Raw genomic sequence first — 18766 nt, 5'->3', positions numbered from 1 at the left:
CGTGTCCCCGGGTCGCCGTGTCTCAGGTGGCCGTGTCTCAGGTGGCCGGGCTCGGGTCCGACCGGTCCTCGGCGGGCGCGGCCTGCACGTCGCGCACCTGGTACTTCTCCACGGCCTCGCGGACCTTGGCGCGGTCCACCTGCCCCTCGTCGGCCAGCGACGCCAGCGCCCGCACCACGATCGACTCGGCGTCGACGTGGAAGTGCCGCCGCAGCGCCGGCCGGGTGTCGGAGAGGCCGAAGCCGTCGGTGCCGAGGGTGGCCATGCCGCCGGGCACGTACGGCGCGATCAGGTCGGGCACGGCGCGCATCCAGTCCGAGACCGCCACGACCGGGCCGGTCGTGTCCTGCAGCCGCTCGGTCACGTACGGGGTCCGCGGTTCCTCCTCCGGGTGCAGGAGGTTCCACTCGGCGCACGCGTCGGCCTGGCGGCGCAGCTCCGTCCAGGACGTCACCGACCAGACGTCGGCCGAGATGCCCCAGTCCTGGGCCAGCAGCTCCTGCGCCCGCAGCGCCCACGGCACCGCGACGCCGGAGGCGAGCAGCTGCGCCTTGACCTCCCCGGGCTCGCCGTCGTCGGCCCGGGGGCCCTCGGCGTAGCGGTACATGCCGGCCAGCACGCCCTGCACGTCCAGGTGCTCCGGCTCGGCCGGCTGGCTGAACGGCTCGTTGTAGACGGTCAGGTAGTACATGACGTCGGGGGAGCGGGAGCCACCCAGCGGGGCGCCCGGGTCCTCGCCGTACATGCGCACCAGGGCGTCGCGGGTGATGTGCGCGACCTCGTAGGAGAACGCCGGGTCGTAGGACACCACCGCCGGGTTGGTGTGCGCCAGGAGCAGCGAGTGGCCGTCCTCGTGCTGCAGCCCCTCGCCGTTGAGCGTCGTCCGCCCGGCGGTGGCGCCCAGCAGGAAGCCGCGCGCCATCTGGTCACCGGCGGCCCAGATCGAGTCGCCGGTCCGCTGGAACCCGAACATCGAGTAGAAGATGTAGATCGGGATCATCGGCTCGCCGTGCGTGGCGTAGGAGGTGCCGACGGCGGTGAACGAGGCCACCGACCCGGCCTCGTTGATCCCCTCGTGCAGGATCACGCCCTGCTCGGACTCCTTGTAGGTGAGCATCAGCTCGCGGTCGACCGAGGTGTACCGCTGGCCCGCCGGGTTGTAGATCTTCTGCGTCGGGAAGAGGCTGTCCATCCCGAAGGTGCGGGCCTCGTCCGGGATGATCGGCACGAAGCGGGAGCCCAGCTCCGGGTCCTTGAGCAGCTCCTTCAGCAGGCGGACGAACGCCATCGTCGTCGCCACCTCCTGCTTGCCGGAGCCGCGGCGCAGGACGTCCAGCGCCTTGTCCTCGGGCGCCTTGAGGGTCTTGAACTCCGACCGCCGGCGCGGCACCGCGCCGCCGAGCGCCCGGCGCCGCTCGTGCATGTACTGCATCTCGTCGGAGTCCGGGTCGGGCTTGTAGTAGGGCGGCAGGGTCTTGTCCAGCGCCTCGTCGGGGATGTCCAGGTAGAGCCGGTCGCGGAAGGCGGCGAGGTCCTCGGCGGTCAGCTTCTTCATCTGGTGCGTGGAGTTGCGGCCCTCGAAGTGGCTGCCCAGGGTCCAGCCCTTGATGGTCTTGGCGAGGATGACCGTCGGCTGGCCCTTGTGCTCCAACGCGGCCTTGTAGGCGGCGTAGACCTTGCGGTAGTCGTGCCCGCCGCGGGCGAGGTCCCAGACCTCCTTGTCGCTCATCCCCTCGACCAGCTTGCGGGTGCGCGGGTCGCGGCCGAAGAAGTGCTCGCGGACGAAGGCGCCGTCCTCGGCCTTGTAGGTCTGGTAGTCGCCGTCGGGCGTCTCGTTCATCAGGTTGACCAGCGCGCCGTCGCGGTCGGCGGCCAGCAGCTTGTCCCAGCCACGGCCCCAGATCACCTTGATGACGTTCCAGCCGGCGCCGCGGAAGAACGACTCCAGCTCCTGGATCACCTTGCCGTTGCCGCGGACCGGGCCGTCCAGCCGCTGCAGGTTGCAGTTGACGACGAAGGTGAGGTTGTCCAGCTCCTCGCGCGCGGCCAGGCCGATGACGCCGAGCGACTCGGGCTCGTCCATCTCGCCGTCGCCCAGGAACGCCCACACGTGCTGGTCGGAGGTGTCCTTGACGCCGCGGGCGTGCAGGTAGCGGTTGAACCGCGCCTGGTAGATCGCGTTCAGCGGGCCCAGGCCCATGGAGACGGTGGGGAACTCCCAGAAGTCCGGCATCAGCCGCGGGTGCGGGTAGGACGACAGCCCGCCGCCGGGGTGGCTGACCTCCTGCCGGAAGCCGTCGAGCTGGTGCTCGGTCAGCCGGCCCTCGAGGAAGGCGCGGGCGTAGATGCCCGGGGAGGCGTGGCCCTGGAAGTAGAGCTGGTCGCCGCCGCCGGGGTGGTCCTTGCCGCGGAAGAAGTGGTTGAAGCCGACCTCGTAGAGCGAGGCCGAGGAGGCGTAGGAGGAGATGTGCCCGCCGACGCCGATCCCGGGACGCTGGGCGCGGTGCACCATGATCGCGGCGTTCCACCGGATGTAGGCGCGGATCCGCCGCTCCGCGTGCTCGTCGCCGGGGAACCACGGCTCGCGCTCGGGCGGGATCGTGTTGATGTAGTCGGTGCTGCGCAGGGCGGGCACACCGACCTGCTGCTCGCGGCTGCGCTGCAGCATGCGGAGCATCAGGTAGCGGGCCCGGCCGCGGCCGGCGTGGTCGACGACGGCGTCGAGGGACTCCAGCCACTCCTGGGTCTCGTCGGGGTCGGTGTCGACCAGCTGGCTGGGGAGCCCGTCGGTGATGACCGCGCGGGCCTGTCCTGCCCGGGCGGGGTCGCCGTCCGGCTGCTGCGATGCGCTCATGGGTCCATCGTCTCCCGCCGACGTCGCCCTCGTCACGTCCTCGGCCCATGTACCGGTGAAGTCGTGTCCGGCGGGCGCCTCGGGGACCGCGGCCGTCGCGTCGGTGAACGGGCGCTTGCGTCGTGCCCGTCATGCCCTACGCTTCCGCCTGCGGTGCCTCGTACGGACGGCGCCGCTCCGGTGCCCGGCCGCGACGGCCGGACGACGGGCGCGTCGGCGTCAGCGAGAGGGGTGACATGACCAGGGTGCGGGTGGTTCTCCCGCTGGTCGTGTCGGTCGCCGCCGCGTGCCGGTCCTGCGAACGCCCGGCATCTGCCGCCTTCTCGGTCCTCCCGTGACGCCTCCCCGCGCGATCACCGGCCCGACAGGGCAGCATCCACCCCACACCAGGTCAGCAGCAGGCCAACCCATGGAGGAGCAGCAGGGATGAGCGTCGACAGCGCCGGCATGGCGGCCCGGCTGGGCATCAAGCCGGGCATGGTCGTGCAGGAGCTCGGCTGGAGCGAGGACGCCGACGAGGACCTGCGCGACTCCATCATCGAGGCCTCGGGCAGCGAGATGGTGGACGAGGACACCGACGAGGTGGCCGACGTGGTCGTCCTCTGGTGGCGTGAGGACGACGGCGACCTGTTCGACGCCCTCACCGACGCGCTCACCTCGCTGGCCGACGAGGGCGTCGTCTGGCTGCTGGTGCCGAAGTCGGGTCGTCCCGGGCACGTGGAGCCGGGTGACGTCACCGAGGTGGCGCCGACGGCCGGCCTCTCGCAGACCAGCAGCATCTCCGCGGCCAAGGACTGGTCGGGCATCCGCCTGGTCACCCCCAAGGCCGCGCGCAGCCGCCGCTGAGGCACCCTGCGGCTGGTCTTCCGGGGCCGTGCGGCACGATCGGGCCCATGAGCCTCTCCGTCGGTGACCGCGCGCCCGAGTTCAGCCTCCCCGACCAGGACAAGCAGGTCATCTCCCTCGCGGACCTGCGGGGCACGCCCGTGCTGCTGGTCTTCTACCCCTTCGCGTTCTCCGGCATCTGCACCGGCGAGCTCTGCCAGCTGCGCGACGAGCTGGCCGCCTACACCGAGGCGGGGGTGAAGGTGCTGGCCATCAGCACCGACCCGGTGTTCAGCCTCAAGGCCTTCAAGGCGCAGGAGAACTTCGACTTCCCGCTGCTCTCTGACTTCTGGCCGCACGGCGCCACCGCCCAGGCCTACGACGTCTTCAACGAGAAGGCCGGCATGGCCGTGCGCGGCACGTTCCTGGTCGACGCCGAGGGCGCCATCGCCTTCGCCGAGGTCAACTCGCCCGGCGACGCCCGCCAGCAGTCCGGCTGGAAGGACGCCGTCGCGCAGCTGGCCTCCTGATGCCGGGCGTCCAGGGCCATACCCTGGACGCGCCGGGCGCGTAGCTCAGCGGTAGAGCTCTCGCCTTACAAGCGAGCGGTCGCAGGTTCGAACCCTGCCGCGCCCACCTCGGAAGTCGCACGACGTCCTGGACGCCCGGACCCGCGGATCGTGGGTTCGGGCGTGTGTCATCTCCGGGGGGCGACGGGTGGGTTGGTGGTCGGCCGTCGGGTCGGGGCGACGACGTGGTGGCTCAGAGGGTGTCGTCGCTGCGCGAGACGCCATCCGGCTCCCCGCCGTCTCGCGACGGCTGCTGTCCTGGATCTGGTGACTGCCCCGGGCCGGCCGAGCCGTTGGCGGAGTCGCGGGCGGTCATCGCGGCACTGAGGCGCACCAGCAGCGACGGGGAAAGACGCATGAGCCGCCACATGATCCGCGCCTGCCGGGGCGCGACGATGATCGCCTGATTGCGATCCACCCCGCGCAGTACATCGGCGGCCAGGGCGTCGGCGCTGTAGAGATGCCCTCCGCTCAACCTGGTGATCACCGCACGGATGTCGGTGGTCTCCAGGGTCGGCACTCCAGGTAGATCGGACGGCATGCCCTTGTCCAGCATCGGAGTGTCCACACCGCCCGGGCAGACCACGCTGACCCGCACTCCGCGGGATGCGGCCTCGCCGCGCAGGCTCAGCGACAGCCCGACCACCGCCCACTTCGTGGTGGCGTAGGGGGTGAAACCCGGGTTCGGCAGCAAGCCGGCCACGGAAGCGGTGTTCACGATGTGCCCGGAGCCCTGCCGGAGCATCACCGGGTAAGCGGCGTGCACCCCGTGCACAACGCCACGGAGGTTCACGTCGACGGCCCGATCCCAGTGCGCCAGAGCCAGCTCCTCGATCGGCCCGCCGATGCCGACGCCGGCGTTGTTGACCATGAGATCCAGCCGGCCGTACCGCTCTGCGGTGTCGGTCACCAGCGCGGCGACCGCCTCCGCGTCCCGCACGTCCACCGCGGCCGCACCAGCCTTCCCCGGACCCACGGCGGTGAGCTCCTCCGCGGCCCGCGCCGCGGCCGCGCCTTCGACGGCGGTGAGGACGACCTGATCCCCGCGGCGCACCAGCGCCGCACCCAGGGCCCGCCCGATCCCCGAAGCCCCACCGGTCACGATCGCCACCTGCGGCATGGCCCACCCCTGATGCAGACTGGTCCCCGGACGTCACTGGCGCCGGACAGCCTTGCGCGCCCGCCGGTCCGGGACCATGCCCGAGGCAGCCAGCGCGGCCCCGTGACATGTAGCGATGGACTTTCCCGGCGTGGAGAGCCACAGCGTCACTGGACATGACGCGCCGTCACGCGCCCCTCCACAGTGGTCCGCGCCCGTCCGGTCCGATCCCCGACTGCACATCGGTGTCTCAGGCGGGCCCCTCCGTCACAAAGGCGGCCTATGGGACACGCGCATCGTCGTCTATCCGGCCGCTATCTGGTTCCTTTCTGCAACCCTCCGCCGCTCGTCGCGGACCAACGATGGAACGATGCGAGGGACTGCGGCCACGGTGCGGTTTCGGGAAGGAAGGGCAGTTGGCGAACCCGGCGCATCGTTCTACGACCGAGTCTCGGCGGCCTGCTCAGCCTTGACCTTTTGCCACACCTTGGTGCTGATACGAGGGGCGTGTTCTTCCAGCTCGTCAATCTCCCCGAGTAGACTTGCGAACTCCTCGAGAGCGGCGTCGCGCGACCTTCGCCCATCTTTATAACGCGTTTCAAACAGCCACATGTGGCGCCATGCTCGGGCATATCCGCTTGCAGCTGCGGCATGCCGCTGAGCCTCTCCGCCGAAGTTGAAGAAGGTCTGAAGGGCAGCAAGTGCCGCGGCCATCACCGATAAGGACCCCGTTGCAATCCTCCATCCGGCAGAGGCTTCGTCCTGCAAAGTCGCGAATATGGTCGTCCCCACTATCGTGCTCAGAAGGATAACCGGGACGCCAAGCAGGCGCTCTTGACGGTCCATTCGCAAGGCCATCCGGTAGTGGGCCCTATCCCGTCTTCTAGCGAAAAACCGGGTCTGTGCGGCCATTTCTACCACATCATCGACTTCGTCCATGGTGCATCCCTTTTTTCCACATGCCGCCGAAACCACCAAGGCTCTAGGCCCGCGACTTGGAAGATGAGCATGACTGCATCGCCTTGCGAGCCGCCAGAGGCTTGCCCGCATGCCAACGTCTTGGTCGAGCTCTCGCTGTCAGCAGTCAAGGCTCACGCCCGATGACATACGTAAGGGGACGATCCTCAGCGAGAGGGCTCTACCCGCCTGCCGGCGGAAGGCGGCCCATCCCTCGCGGGGTCAAGTTGTCCCCTAGGTGCGCCGCTCAGAGTCACCCGCGGCCAGGCAGGCGCTTGGGACGGAGCGGGCTCACACTCGATGCTGAGCTGCAGACTCCTCGGAGCGCTGCTTGAGGCCGGCGGCCTCCATCTGCAAGTAGCGCCGCGTGAGACCCCCGTAGAGGAGCCCCACCGCCGAACCGAGGACGCCCCCCTGATCGATCCACAGCGTCGCCTGGGACCCGTCGGCCCGTCCGGCGACCCGGTGGGAGGCGCGGGTCCGCACGCCCGGGTTGTCGGCGATCCAGGTGAACTGCTCTCCCTCCACGAGGTCGGAGACGGTCCACACCGTCGCAGGGAGCCTGGGCTGTTCGATGCGGACACGGGAGCCCACCTGCAGGCGCTCGGAGCTCAACCGCCGTGCCGAGGTGACCGACGCCGTCCACTCCGGCCAGGACTCCACGTCGGAGAGGACCGCCCACACCACCGCGGGCGGGGCGCTGATGTCCACCGTGATGTGCTTCCGCATGGCCTTCCTCCACGTGCCGCCCGCCGAACCGGGACCAGGGCGGCCCTAGTCGTTCGGCGCAGGTGCGGGAGGAAGCTCCAGCTCGCCCACCCGTGACGGAAGACCCGAGAACGCGCTCGGTGACGTCCCGCCGAGCGGCCATCGAGCCTTCGGAGCGCAGTGCGCCGCAGTGGCGCGGCAGCACGCGAGGGCGTCAGGCGGCGACGCCCTCGGCGTGCGAGGTGCGCGGCTCGGCCGGCGTCGGAAAGGCCGGGCGCAGGAACGCCGGCGCCTTGAACGGCGCCCACTCGCCCTCGGGCTGGGCCAGCCGGTCGGCGACCGCCCAGAGCGCGGCCGGGTGGTGGCCGATGCCGAGGTGGCTGGCGGTGACCGCGATGTTCTCGCAGCGCTCGCCGGGCAGGTTGAGGCAGGTCTGCCAGTGCACGATGCCGTCGTAGTGCGAGTAGATCGACGTCGCGGGCACCGGCAGCGCGCAGCCCTCGGGCTCCAGCGGGAACTGGCGCTTCTCCACGTGCAGGTGGGCGTAGCGGTCGAACGCCTTGCCGGCCCGGGTCTGGGTCTCCCGCTCGATGCGGAACGGGCTGCCCAAGGTGATCACCTGGCGCACGGCGTCGGGGCACTGCCGGGCGAGGTCGCGGGCGAAGATGCCGCCCAGGCTCCAGCCGATGACCGTCACCTCGCGCCGGTAGCGGCCGTGCAGGTAGTCGAGCTTGTCGCGGAGGCCGTTGACGCAGGCGGCGGTCGGGCCGATGTTGCGGCCCAGCCCCCAGCCGTGCACCCGGTAGTCGAGCCGCCGGAGCGTCGCGCGGAGGATCCGGGTGGAGGAGTCGTCGGCCAGCAGGCCGGGGAGGACCAGCACGGGGTGCCCGTCGCCCTTCGGCAGCCGCTGCGCGAGCGGGCGGGCGGCCAGGTAGAGGCCGTAGTCGGCGAACGCCCGACCGGGCTCGCTGAGGTAGAGCGGGAGTGCGGGGCCGTCACCCTGCTGTCGTGCCACGTCGTCCTCCAGGCTGCCGTCCATGTGTGCAAGGGCTCTACCAAGATGCGGCCTGGCTCACACCTGGGTGTTACGAACATGCGGGCAGATGTTGCCGAACTGTGTCCTGGGTCATAGCGGACGTTCGCGTTCCGCGTATCCGCGCGGCGGGGCCGCCCTGCGCCGGCTGGCAGCACGTGCCACGGTACGGACGACCTGACGGGGAAGATGGAGCTCATGGACGACGACGACACGCCGGGCCGCAGCCGCACTGCGGACCTGGACGGCCCGGTGCACTACGTGGACTTCGGTGGTCCGGACGACGGGCCGGTGGTCGTCCTCGTGCACGGCCTGGGGGGCTCGCACCTGAACTGGGACCTGGTGGCCCCGGCGCTGCGCGCGCACGCTCGGGTGATGGCCATCGACCTGCCCGGCTTCGGCCGCAGCGAGCCCGGCGGCCGCCGGGCCAGCGTCCCGGCCAACGTTGCCGTGCTGCACCGTTTCCTCACCGAGGTCGTCGGCGAGCCCGCCGTCCTGGTGGGGAACTCGATGGGCGGCATGATCTCGATCCTCGAGACGGGGGAGCACCCCGAGGCGGTGCGCGGGCTGGTGCTGCTCGACCCCGCCGTACCCGGCCCGCGGCGCACGCTGGACCCGCTGGTGGCGGTCACCTTCGCGCTCTACGCGATTCCCTTCGTCGGGGAGCGCTTCCTGTGGTGGCGGCGGCAGCGCACGTCGGCGCTCGTCCGCGTGCACGACATGCTCGAGCTGGTGGGCGTCGACCCCGAGCAGGTGCCCGGTGAGGTCATCGACCGGTCGGTCACCCTCATCGAGGAGCGCCGCGACGTCCAGGGGATGGACAAGGCGTTCCTCGCCGCCGCCCGCTCGGTGCTGCGGGTGCTGGCCGACCCGCGCCGGTACCGCGCGGCGATGGCGTCCATCGACGTCCCCGTGCTCCTGGTCCACGGCGACCGCGACCGGCTGGTCCCGGTGCAGGCCGCCAGGGACATCGCCCAGCAGCACCCCGGCTGGCGCTACGCGGAGTGGGCCGACGTCGGGCACGTCCCGCAGCTGCAGGATCCGGAGCGCCTGGTCACCGAGGTGCTCGACTGGCTGCGCGACGCCGCGCTGACCCGCCGGCCGGCCTGACGTCCCGGGCCGCGGGGCGGACGTCGCCGCGGCCCGGCGCGGGTCAGGAGCCGAGGGTGTCGCGCAGCGCCTCCAGCCCGGTGCGCTGCGGCCGCCAGCCCAGCTCCTCGCGGGCCCGCGTGGTGTCCATGATCGCCGGGCGGCTGGCCGCCTCGATCCACTCGGCCACCGGCGGCAGGAACGGCAACCGGGAGACCGCCCGCGCGACGGCCTGCGCGGGGGCGGCGGGCAGCGGGATCGCGATCGCGCCGAACTCCCGGGCGACGTCGGCTGCGGTCAGCACACCCTCGCCGGCGATGTTGTAGGCGCCGGGCGGGCCGGCCCCCAGGATGCACAGCAGCAGCGCCTGGCCGACGTCGTCCTGGTGGACGAACTGCAGCTTGTGCTGCGGCACCAGCAGCGGCACCGGGAACGGCAGTCGCCGGGGCGTGCCGAACAGCCAGCGGCCGAGCGGTGCCAGCGGGCCGGGCAGCACGTCCTTGCCGCCGATCGCCTGCGGGCCGAGAACCACCGGCGGGCGGATCAGGTAGAGCGCCGGCTCCGGGGACATCACCGCCTCGTCCTGCAGCAGGTGCTCGAGCTCGGCCTTCTCCTGCGCGTAGAACAGCCGCGACGCCGGGCGTACCGGCCACTCCTCCGAGATCCGCTCCGGGTTGTCGCGGTGGAAGCCGTAGGCGGCGACCGAGGAGGAGTAGACGAACCGGCGGGCGCCGACGGCGGCGGCCGCGCGGAAGGCGTTGAGCGTGCCGTCGACGTTGATCGCGCGGGTCGTCTCCCGGGAGGCGTTCCCGGTGATCAGGAAGGCCAGGTGCACGACGACGTCGGCCCCGGCGAACGCCTCGCGCAGCGCGGCGGGATCGCGGACGTCCCCCTGCCGGTACTCCATCTTCGTCCAGCCCCGCTCCGCCGGGTCGAACGGGCGGCGGGCGATGCCGATGACCCGCTCGATGCGGTCGTCGTCCTGCAGCAGGGGCACCAGCCCGGCGCCGAAGGTCCCGGTGGGGCCGGTGACCGCGACGGTCAGCCCGCGTTCCCCGCCGGCGCGGTTCCCCGTCGCCCGCTTCCTGCCCGGGCTCACCGGGCGCCGGCCCGGGCGGCGGGCTCCGGGCCGGCCGGCTGGGGGGCGTCCGGGGTGGTCGCGCCGGCCCCGGCGTGCTCGAGCAGCTCCTCGATGCCGCGCCGGATCCCGCCCGAGAGGACGTCGACGTCGGGGAAGGCGTCGAAGTCGGCGTTGATGCCGAAGGTCATCGTGTTCAGGTAGCTGAAGATCCCGATGGAGCACCGGGTGCCACCGGCGATCGGCACGTAGGCGTGGGCCGAGCGCATCCGCTTGCCCAGCACGTAGAGCGGCACCCGCGGCCCCGGGACGTTGGTGGTCACCGCCTGGCACCACGTCTGCCCGGCCTGCATGCCCGCGCGGACGCTCATGGAGAGCAGGCCCGGGGCCACGAAGTCGCCCATCGCGATGATCGACGGGACGTCGACGGCCTGCATGGCGCGCTTGTACTCGTCCATCTGCCCGCGGATGGTCGCCAGCCGGGACAGCGGGTCCGGATCGCCGACGGGCAGGTCGACGAAGACGGCCGACACCTGGTTGTCCAGCGCGCCGCGCTTGCTGGCGGAGCGCACCGACACCGGCACCATCGACCGGACCACCAGGTCCTCCGAGGCCAGCTCGCCGCGGCCCTCCAGCAGGTCGCGGAAGCCCCGGGTGATGGCGGTGAGGACGACGTCGTTCACCGTTCCGCCCAGCGCCGTCCGGACGGTCTTGAACTCCTCGACCTTCCCGGCGGTCCAGGCCCACCGGCGGTGCGGACCGATGTGGCCGTTGAGGGAGCGGGCCGTCGGCGTCACCGCCTGTTTGGCCAGCGACGGCACCGTCCGCGCGAGCGTCTTCCCGGCCTCGGTGAGGCTGCGGGCACCCCGCACCGCGGTGCTCACGGTGGGCAGGCTGGTGAGAGTCCGCAGCGGCTGGGTCATCGCCTCGGTGACGGCGCCGGCGACCAGGTTCAGCGACGAGGGGTCGCGGCGCGGCGTCCAGTCGCGGGGGTCGTCGTGCGAGGCCTCGGGATCGAGGTCGAACATCAGCTGCATGAGGTCGGTGCCGGCGATGCCGTCGACCATGCAGTGGTGCACCTTGGAGATCAGCGCCCAGCGGTCGTCCGCGAGGCCCTCGACCAGCCACAGCTCCCACAGCGGCTTGGCCATGTCGAGGCGCTGCCCCAGCACCCGGCCGGCCAGGTTGCGCAGCTGCTCGTCGCCGCCCGGCGAGGGGACCGCGGTGTGCCGGACGTGGTACAGGATCTGGAAGTGCGGGTCGTCGACCCACATCGGCCGGCCCAGCTGCAGCGGCACCTCCCGGACCCGCTGGCGGTAGCGGGGCACCCGCGGAAGCTTGCTCAGCAGCAGCCGCACCACGTCGCCGTAGCTGGGTGCCGGGCCGTCGAACACGGCCAACGACCCCACGTGCATCGGGGTGTTCTCGCTCTCCGCGAAGTAGAACCCGCTGTCGAGTGCGCTCATGCGGTCCACGTCGTCACTCCTCGCCGCCCGGTCCTACTGCTAGGACCAGGGCCGTCGCACGTCCCGGATGGCCGCCGAGGTCGTGAGACCTCCGGTAGACGCAACCTGATCTCTGTGGTGGCGGCCACATTCTGGCTTGCCCGGTATCCAGCCGGTCAACCGGCCTTGCGCACGTCTCCCTCGACGCGGTCCAGCAGGTCGGAGAAGGCCTGGTCGACGACCGTGCGGCGGGTCAGGTTCACGCTGTGCCCGGCACCGGGGACGACGACCAGCTCGCAGCCGGTCCCGATCCCCTCGGCGATCCGCCGGCCGTGCGCCGCAGGCGTGAGCCGGTCGTGGGTGGCCGCGACGACGGTCACCGGTATCCGCTGCAGCACCGGCAGGGCCGCGCTCTCGTCGTGGTCGAGGAAGGTCGCGTAGAAGGCCATGGTCACCGGCAGCGGTGTCGCCTCCAGCAGCTCCTGCACCATGCGCACCGAGCGCCGGTCGGCGTCGTCCTTCCCGAACAGCAGCCGCCGGATCGCCCGCCGGCCCGCGAACCGTCCCCGCCACGGCAGCCGCTCCAGGCGCGGGGCGAGCCGCTGGAGCAGCCACAGGTACAGCGACAGCAGGCCCAGCCGGCGGCCGAGCTTGACGAGGAAGGCGAGCGGGCCGGTGTCCACCAGGCCACCGGCGGAGGTGGCCAGCAGGAAGGCCCCGACGACGCGGCTGCCGAAGAGCTCGGGCCGCTGCCGCGCCAGCGCGAGGATGCTCATCCCGCCCATCGAGTGACCGGCCAGCACCACCGGCCCGGTGGGGACGACGGCGTCGAGCACCTGACCGAGGTCGCGGCCGGTGCGGTCGATGGTGGCCTTGGTCAGCGGCGTCCAGCCGGACCGGCCGTGGCCGCGCTGGTCCCACAGCACCAGGCGGACCCGGTCGCGCAGCGTCTCCCGCTGCAGCTGCCACTCCGCCAGCCGGGCGGTGAAGCCGTGGCAGAGGACGACGGTGAGCGGTGCGCCGGTGTCTCCACCCGCCCCACCGCCCCCGGCCGGCCCGTCCACCTCCACGTGCAGGTCGACGCAGTCGTCGGTGGTCACGGTCCGGGAGCCCGGCGGCGGAGGGCCGTCGAGCGGTGGGAGGGTCAACAGCGGCGGGTCGCTGGGCACGGCGCCATCCCAGGCCGCACGGGCCGGTCGCGCAACCGGAAGGGGGTCGGCGGTCAGTGCCCGCCGCGGCGGCCCGGCGCGGCCTCCCGCACCAGCCGGCGTGCGGTGTCGACCTCGCGGGCCACCGGCGCGAGCACGCCCTCGGCGTGCAGCTCGGCGTCGTCGGGGGCGCGCGGCGCCCGGACGTCGCCCTCCAGCGAGCGGATCGCCCGGCGCAGCACGGCGACCTGGGCGAGATCCGGGGCCGGTTCGCCGCCGCGGGTGGCGATGACCGCCTCGGTGACCGCGTCGGAGGTGCGCTCCAGCTGCACGATGACCGGCCACCAGGCCGCCGCCCGGGTGCTGATCGGCGGTGGCTCGGCGAGCCGCCGCTGGAGCTGCGTCTGCAGCTCGGTGAGCGCCCGGTAGTTGCGCCGGCGGGCGCGGCGGCGTTCGGCCGGGCTCCCGGTGAAGGCGGCCTCGACGAAGGCGTCGAGGGCCAGCGCGGCGTCCCGCAGCGCCTCGTCGAGCGGGGCCCGCCAGGTCTGCGGCCACAGCAGGTACCCGAAGACCAGCACGATCGCGCAGCCGATCAACGTGTCCAGCAGCCGGGCACCCACCAGCCCCGGGCCGCCGGGGATGGCGACGTCGAGCAGCAGGATGATCAGCGGCGTCTGGAAGACGGAGAACAGCCCGAAGTTGGCGTTGCGGGCCCACGGCAGCACGGCCGCGGAGAGGGCCAGTGCGACGATCACCCAGCCGTTGCGCGGCAGGGCCGCCAGCAGCGCCGAGCCGATCAGGACGCCCAGCAGCGTTCCCGCGCCGCGCTGCACGGCGCGGGTGAAGACCGACCCGAAGTCGGGCTTGAGCACGATGGCGACGGTGAGCAGCACCCAGTACGGGCGCTCGATCGGGAGGTACTGGCGGGCGATCTCGGCCACGGTCATGCACAGCGACAGGCGGACCGCGAAGGCGCGGGTGTCGGCGCTGGCCACGGTCCGGTCGGCCAGGTCGCGCACCCGGGCCCGGAGGCTCGACGCGGGCCGGGCCGCGGCGGCGCTGGCCCGCTCCTCGGGGTCCCCGACGACGTTCCACACCAGTCGCACGCCGTGCCGCACCGCCCGCACCGCAGGGTGGCCCTCGGTGAGGGGAGGCGGCCGCCGGTCGGTCAGCTCGCCGCCGGTGACCGCCGCCGCCAGCGCGTGCACCGCCGTGATGTCGTGCGGATCGGCCGGGACGCCGGCCCGCGCGGCGGCGACCGCTCCCTCCACCAGCGGCGCGGCGGCGTTCAGGACCCCGGCCAGCTCCGACAGCTCGCGGGTGCGGCCGGCCGACCGGCTGCGGCTGCGGATGACGCGGTCGTAGGCGGCGTTGAGGGCGGTGGTGAGCTCCCGCCGGGCGTCGGGTGCCCGTTCGCTGCCGGCCGCCGCGAGCAGCTCGGCGATCCGGGTGAACACCGTGGCGACGGCTGCCCGGTCGGGGTCCAGCTGCTCGGTGCCGGCCTGGACGAGGGTGATCAGCGTCGCCCACGCCGCGCCGCCCAGGAAGAACCCCACCTCGGCGGCGGGCGGCAGCGGGGTGAGCAGGCCGGAGGCGAGCGCCGTGTAGATCAGCAGCTGCAGCGCGCCGAGCGAGAGCGCGGCGTTGACCGCGCTGATCAGCGCGGCGGCCGCGGACAGCACGGCGATGACCACCACCGGCTCCCACCCGCCGCCGGTGGCGTACTGGCCGGCGAGCAGCCCCAGCATGCCGAAGAATGTGGCCGCCGCGATCCGGCGGAGCCGGTCGCGCAGCGGGCCCGGCTGCGGTGCGAGGGTCGCCGCGAGCGCGCCCATGGTGCCGAACACCCCGGCGCCGAGACCGGCAGCGGAGTCCAGCCCCCCGGTCACGGCGACCGCCAGGGCCAGGGGAGCGGGGATCGCCACGGCGAACCGGGCGACGTCGCGCCACGGCACCGGGGGAGGGGTGGTGCGCACCAGCTCCTCGAGCCACGCCGGTGCGCGCAGCGCCCGCTCACGCCGCTCCGCCACACCGGAGAGCTTGTCATTCCGCCCGGCAGGTCGCGTGCACCCGCCGCCTACGCTGCGGAGCCGTGACCGTGCAGCTCGGGACCGTCCTCGCCGCCCTGGAAGCCCGCTACGACCCCGCGCTCGCCGAGAGCTGGGACGCCGTCGGCCTGGTCTGCGGCGACCCTGCCGAGGAGGTCCGGTCGGTGCTGTTCGCCGTCGACCCGACCGCCGCCGTGGTCGACGAGGTGATCGCGACCGGCGCCCAGCTGCTGGTCACCCACCACCCGCTGTTCCTCACCCCGGTGCACGGCGTGCCGGCCGACGACGCCAAGGGCCGGCTGGTGCACCGGCTGGTCCGGGCCGGCGCCGGGCTGTTCGTCGCGCACACCAACGCCGACCGGGCACCCGATCACGGGGTCAACGCCGCGCTGGCCGCCGTCCTCGGTCTCGCCGACGCCGTCCCGCTGGAACCGGCCGGCGACGACCCGCGCGCCGGCCTCGGCCGCGTGGGCACGCTGCCCGAGGCGATGACCCTGCGGGAGTTCGCCGGGCACGCCGCGGCGGTGCTGCCGGCCACGGCCGGCGGCGCCCGGGCGGCCGGCGACCCCGGACGGCTGGTGCGGAGGGTGGCGGTGTGCGGCGGCAGCGGGGGATCGCTGCTCGCCGCGGCGGCCGCGGCCGACGCCGACGTGCTGCTCACCAGCGACCTCAAGCACCACCCGGTGTCCGACGCCCTGGAGGTGCCCGGGCCCGCCCTGGTGGACGTCGCGCACTACGCCTCGGAGTGGCCCTGGCTGCCGGTGGCCGCCGACGTGCTGCGTCGCGACCTGGGCGGTGCGGTGGAGGTCGCGGTCTCCACCCGGCGGACCGATCCGTGGAGCTGCCGGGCGGGCGGGCCGAGCTAGCCGGGACCGGCTACCCGTGGCCGGCGGCCCGCAGCGCCTGGATGCAGGTGCGTTCCAGGCTGCGCTGACGGCGCACCCGGGCGAACAACCCCGGCACCGGCTCCAGCTCGCGCGTGGCGGCCGGCCGGACCGCCGTCAGCCGGCCGTCGGAGTACCGGCCGGTGGTGGTGTGCACCGTCCAGCGCTCCACGTCGGGCACCGACAGCTCCTGGCCGACGAGCACCGCCGGGCCGGAGGCATCAGGGGGTCCGTCGAGCACCGGGAGAGGATCGGCGTCCCAGTCGGCGACGCGGACGGTGCGCACGTGCAGCGCCCCGTCGTCGACCCCGAGGACGGCGTCGGCGGGACCCTCGCGCCGGTCGACCGGGACGACGTCCGCCGCGTCGAGGACCAGCACCAGGCGCGGCAGGTACCACCAGTGCTCGCGGCGCAGCATGTGCGAGTCGGCGAGGGCCCGCGACGGCGGGTGCTTGCGCAGCTCCTGGTCGAGCAGCTCCTCGGTGAAGAGCTCGCCGGTCCCGTCCTCCACCAGGGTGAACCGGCCGGTCAGCGCCAGGGGTGACCACCGCGACCCGGTGAGGCGCGGGTCGGAGAGCACCAGCGCGGCGGAGCCGGCCGCCGCGGCGGCGCGGGCGGTGGCGACCTGCGCCCAGGGCAGGGCGACGGCCGCCCGGCCCCCGAGCACGAGCGGGACGACGCCGGTGGCGCCGGGCGGCCCGCCGGGCGCGGTCCACAACAGTTCGGCCACGCCCGCGGCGTGGAGGGCGGCGAGACTTGTGTCGTCCATCACCTGGATGTCTACTCCCTCCGACGGCGGCGACGAGGCCGCCCGTGACCTGGGAGTTCGCCGTGCCCGCGTTCGTCGTGGCCGCCGTGGTCGGAGTGCTGTTCTTCCTCGGCTACAGGTACTACTCCAGCTACTTGGCCCGGAAGGTTTACGCCCTCGACCCGGCGTTCGTCACCCCGGCGCACGAGTTCAACGACGGCAACGACTTCGTGCCGACGAACAAGCACGTCCTCTTCGGCCACCACTTCACGTCGGTGGCGGGGGCCGCGCCGATCGTCGGCCCCGCCATCGCCGTCTTCTGGGGGTGGGGCCCGGCGCTGACCTGGATCGTCCTGGGGACGATCTTCGCCGCCGGCGTGCACGACTTCGGCGCCCTGGCGGTGTCGGTCCGGCACAAGGCCAAGAGCATCGGCACCCTGGCCGGCGAGGTCATCAACGGCCGCGCCCGGCGGCTGTTCCTGGTGATCATCTTCTTCCTGCTCACCCTGGTGAACGCGGTGTTCGCCGTCGTCATCGGCAACCTCTTCGTCGCCAACCCGGGTGCGGTCATCCCGATCGTGCTGGAGATCCCGCTGGCCATCGCCATCGGCGTCTACATCTACCGGACCCGCTCCTCGGCGCTGCTGCCGTCGATCGCGGGCGTGATCGTGCTGTACGCGCTGATCCTGGTCGGCAACGCCTTCCCGATCTCGCTGGACGGGCTCGCCGAGGCGCTCGGGGTGGAGCAGACCCGCAACGTCTGGGTCGTGCTGCTGTTCATCTACACCTGGATCGCCTCGCGCATCCCGGTGTGGGTGCTGCTGCAGCCGCGCGACTACATCAACAGCCACCAGCTGTTCATCGCCCTCGGTGTCATCGGCCTCGGCGTGATCGTCGGCATGAACACCATCCAGGCGCCGATCGTGAACGACGTGCCCGAGGGCTCGCCGAGCTTCTTCCCGTTCCTCTTCATCACCATCGCCTGCGGGGCCATCTCCGGGTTCCACTCCCTGGTCTCCTCGGGGACCACCTCCAAGCAGCTGGACAAGGAGACCGACGCCCGCTACGTCGGCTACATGGGCGCCGTCGGCGAGGGCTCCCTCGCCACCGGTGCGGTCCTCGCCGCCACCGCCGGGGTCGCCGCCTCGCAGGCGGACTGGGAGGCGCTCTACCCGGACTTCGCGACGGCCTCGGGCGGCGCGGTCGGCAACTTCGTCAACGGTGTCGCGCAGTTCGCCAACAACCTGGCGATCCCGCTCGACATCGCGACGATCTTCGCCGCGGTCGTCGTCATCAGCTTCGCGGCGACGACGATGGACACCGGCGTCCGGCTGCAGCGCTACGTCGTCCAGGAGATCGGCGAGCTGATCGGGGCGCGGGTGCTGTCGCGCAACCTGACGGTCGCCACCACCATCGCGGTCGTCATCCCGCTGGCCATGGCGCTGCTGCCCGGCGGCGGGGAGGCCGGGTACACCTTCGGCGTCCTGTGGCAGCTGTTCGGCACGACCAACCAGCTCACCGCCGGGCTCGCGCTCTCGGTCATCGCGGTCTGGGTCACCCGGCGCGGCCGCAACCCCCTTCCCGCGCTGATCCCGCTGGTGTTCCTGCTGGCCATGACCACCTGGGCGCTGATCGTGAACCTGCGCAACTTCATCCGCGACGAGCAGTGGGTGCTCGCGCCGCTGGACGCGCTGATCTTCGTGCTGGCGGTCTGGCTGATCGTCGAGGCGGCCATCGCGCTCCTCGCGGCGCGGCGGGAGCGGCCGGCGGTCGCGGACGCCGACGGGACCGGCGGCGGGCGGGAGTCCGTCGTGGCCCGGGCGAACCCCGACGAGGCGGTGTCGGACCGGCCGCTCGGCGGTCCCGACCGGGACGACCGGCGGTGAGCCCGCGGGTCGTCCTCGTCCGCGGATCCCGTGCGCCCGCCGGGTCCGGCGGCTGCTGCAGCGGGGACGTCCGGCCCTTCGACGAGGGCGGCTCGCACTGCCACGTCCCGCAGGGGGACGACGCGGTGGGCGCGGTGTACCGGGCGCTGCGCGCGCGGCTGCCGGGCGACGTCGCCATCGAGGTGGTGTCGCCGTCGAACTGGCTGTGGCTGCTGCCGGAGCTGGTCGGCGCCGGGCGCCGCCGGGGCCTGCGGGGTGCCGCCCTGCGCCGGTCGGTGCGCGCGGGGATGGCCGTCGAGTCCCTCGTCGTCGACGGCGTGGTGCTCGCCACCGGGGGCCTGCCCGCGCCCGACGCCGCGGTCACCGCGGTGGAAGCCGAGCTGGCGCTGCGGTGA

The 18766-nt window shown here is 73.1% G+C and carries 16 protein-coding genes and 1 tRNA gene; 7 read left to right on the top strand and 10 right to left on the bottom strand.

Annotated elements, in window-relative coordinates; translation table 11 throughout:
- Positions 1 to 37: 37 nt before the first annotated feature.
- Complete coding sequence (aceE, locus tag O2W17_RS01675; RefSeq protein ID WP_269190656.1) at positions 38 to 2854, bottom strand: pyruvate dehydrogenase (acetyl-transferring), homodimeric type; 2817 nt, start codon at positions 2852 to 2854, stop codon at positions 38 to 40.
- Between the two features lie 426 nt (positions 2855 to 3280).
- Between aceE and O2W17_RS01670 the strand changes: the two genes are divergently transcribed.
- The 3 genes from O2W17_RS01670 to O2W17_RS01660 all read left to right on the top strand — a co-directional run bounded on the left by O2W17_RS01670 (position 3281) and on the right by O2W17_RS01660 (position 4315).
- Entirely contained in the window at positions 3281 to 3700 is a 420-nt protein-coding gene (locus tag O2W17_RS01670; RefSeq protein ID WP_135145054.1) for a DUF3052 domain-containing protein, read from the top strand.
- A gap of 47 nt (positions 3701 to 3747) precedes the next feature.
- Positions 3748 to 4209, top strand: a complete 462-nt coding sequence (locus O2W17_RS01665; RefSeq protein ID WP_269190655.1) for a peroxiredoxin — start codon at positions 3748 to 3750, stop codon at positions 4207 to 4209.
- 34 nt (positions 4210 to 4243) lie between these two features.
- Positions 4244 to 4315, top strand: a tRNA-Val gene (locus O2W17_RS01660).
- 126 nt (positions 4316 to 4441) lie between these two features.
- Here the strand turns inward: O2W17_RS01660 and O2W17_RS01655 are convergent.
- The 4 genes from O2W17_RS01655 to O2W17_RS01640 all read right to left on the bottom strand — a co-directional run bounded on the left by O2W17_RS01655 (position 4442) and on the right by O2W17_RS01640 (position 8027).
- On the bottom strand, positions 4442 to 5350 hold the full coding sequence (locus tag O2W17_RS01655; protein WP_269190654.1) for an SDR family NAD(P)-dependent oxidoreductase: 909 nt from the start codon (positions 5348 to 5350) through the stop codon (positions 4442 to 4444).
- A 435-nt stretch (positions 5351 to 5785) separates the two neighbouring features.
- On the bottom strand, positions 5786 to 6286 hold the full coding sequence (locus tag O2W17_RS01650; protein WP_269190653.1) for an SLATT domain-containing protein: 501 nt from the start codon (positions 6284 to 6286) through the stop codon (positions 5786 to 5788).
- Between the two features lie 309 nt (positions 6287 to 6595).
- A complete protein-coding gene (locus O2W17_RS01645) occupies positions 6596 to 7033 on the bottom strand; it encodes an SRPBCC family protein (protein ID WP_269190652.1) in 438 nt (145 codons plus the stop codon).
- A 193-nt stretch (positions 7034 to 7226) separates the two neighbouring features.
- Positions 7227 to 8027, bottom strand: coding sequence for an esterase/lipase family protein (locus O2W17_RS01640; protein ID WP_269190651.1), 801 nt, complete (start codon positions 8025 to 8027; stop codon positions 7227 to 7229).
- Between the two features lie 216 nt (positions 8028 to 8243).
- On the opposite strand from O2W17_RS01640, the gene O2W17_RS01635 reads away from it, so the two are divergent.
- Positions 8244 to 9155, top strand: coding sequence for an alpha/beta fold hydrolase (locus O2W17_RS01635; RefSeq protein WP_269190650.1), 912 nt, complete (start codon positions 8244 to 8246; stop codon positions 9153 to 9155).
- Between the two features lie 43 nt (positions 9156 to 9198).
- Here the strand turns inward: O2W17_RS01635 and O2W17_RS01630 are convergent, their stop codons facing one another.
- From O2W17_RS01630 to O2W17_RS01615, 4 genes are all read right to left on the bottom strand, one after another.
- Complete coding sequence (locus tag O2W17_RS01630; protein ID WP_269190649.1) at positions 9199 to 10233, bottom strand: NAD-dependent epimerase/dehydratase family protein; 1035 nt, start codon at positions 10231 to 10233, stop codon at positions 9199 to 9201.
- On the bottom strand, positions 10230 to 11678 hold the full coding sequence (locus O2W17_RS01625) for a WS/DGAT/MGAT family O-acyltransferase (protein WP_269190648.1): 1449 nt from the start codon (positions 11676 to 11678) through the stop codon (positions 10230 to 10232). Before O2W17_RS01625 ends, O2W17_RS01630 begins: the two co-directional genes overlap by 4 nt.
- A gap of 155 nt (positions 11679 to 11833) precedes the next feature.
- Complete coding sequence (locus tag O2W17_RS01620; protein WP_269190647.1) at positions 11834 to 12757, bottom strand: alpha/beta fold hydrolase; 924 nt, start codon at positions 12755 to 12757, stop codon at positions 11834 to 11836.
- 122 nt (positions 12758 to 12879) lie between these two features.
- Positions 12880 to 14835, bottom strand: a complete 1956-nt coding sequence (locus O2W17_RS01615) for an FUSC family protein (protein WP_269190646.1) — start codon at positions 14833 to 14835, stop codon at positions 12880 to 12882.
- 62 nt (positions 14836 to 14897) lie between these two features.
- Here O2W17_RS01615 and O2W17_RS01610 point away from each other — a divergent pair, with 62 nt between their 5' ends.
- Positions 14898 to 15719, top strand: a complete 822-nt coding sequence (locus O2W17_RS01610) for a Nif3-like dinuclear metal center hexameric protein (RefSeq protein WP_269190645.1) — start codon at positions 14898 to 14900, stop codon at positions 15717 to 15719.
- A gap of 10 nt (positions 15720 to 15729) precedes the next feature.
- Here O2W17_RS01610 and O2W17_RS01605 read toward each other — a convergent pair whose 3' ends face one another.
- Positions 15730 to 16506, bottom strand: coding sequence for a hypothetical protein (locus O2W17_RS01605; RefSeq protein ID WP_269190644.1), 777 nt, complete (start codon positions 16504 to 16506; stop codon positions 15730 to 15732).
- Positions 16507 to 16550: 44 nt separating this feature from the next.
- On the opposite strand from O2W17_RS01605, the gene O2W17_RS01600 reads away from it, so the two are divergent.
- Both O2W17_RS01600 and O2W17_RS01595 read left to right on the top strand, forming a co-directional pair.
- Entirely contained in the window at positions 16551 to 18371 is a 1821-nt protein-coding gene (locus O2W17_RS01600; RefSeq protein WP_269190643.1) for a carbon starvation CstA family protein, read from the top strand.
- Positions 18368 to 18766, top strand: coding sequence for a hypothetical protein (locus tag O2W17_RS01595; protein WP_269190642.1), 399 nt, complete (start codon positions 18368 to 18370; stop codon positions 18764 to 18766). The genes O2W17_RS01600 and O2W17_RS01595 overlap by 4 nt, the downstream gene beginning before the upstream one ends.

It is taken from the genome of Blastococcus sp. VKM Ac-2987 (assembly GCF_026967805.1).
Lineage (GTDB): Bacteria > Actinomycetota > Actinomycetes > Mycobacteriales > Geodermatophilaceae > Blastococcus.
The sequence above is the reverse complement of the archived record's forward strand: the minus strand, read 5'-3'. Positions and strand labels throughout refer to the sequence as shown.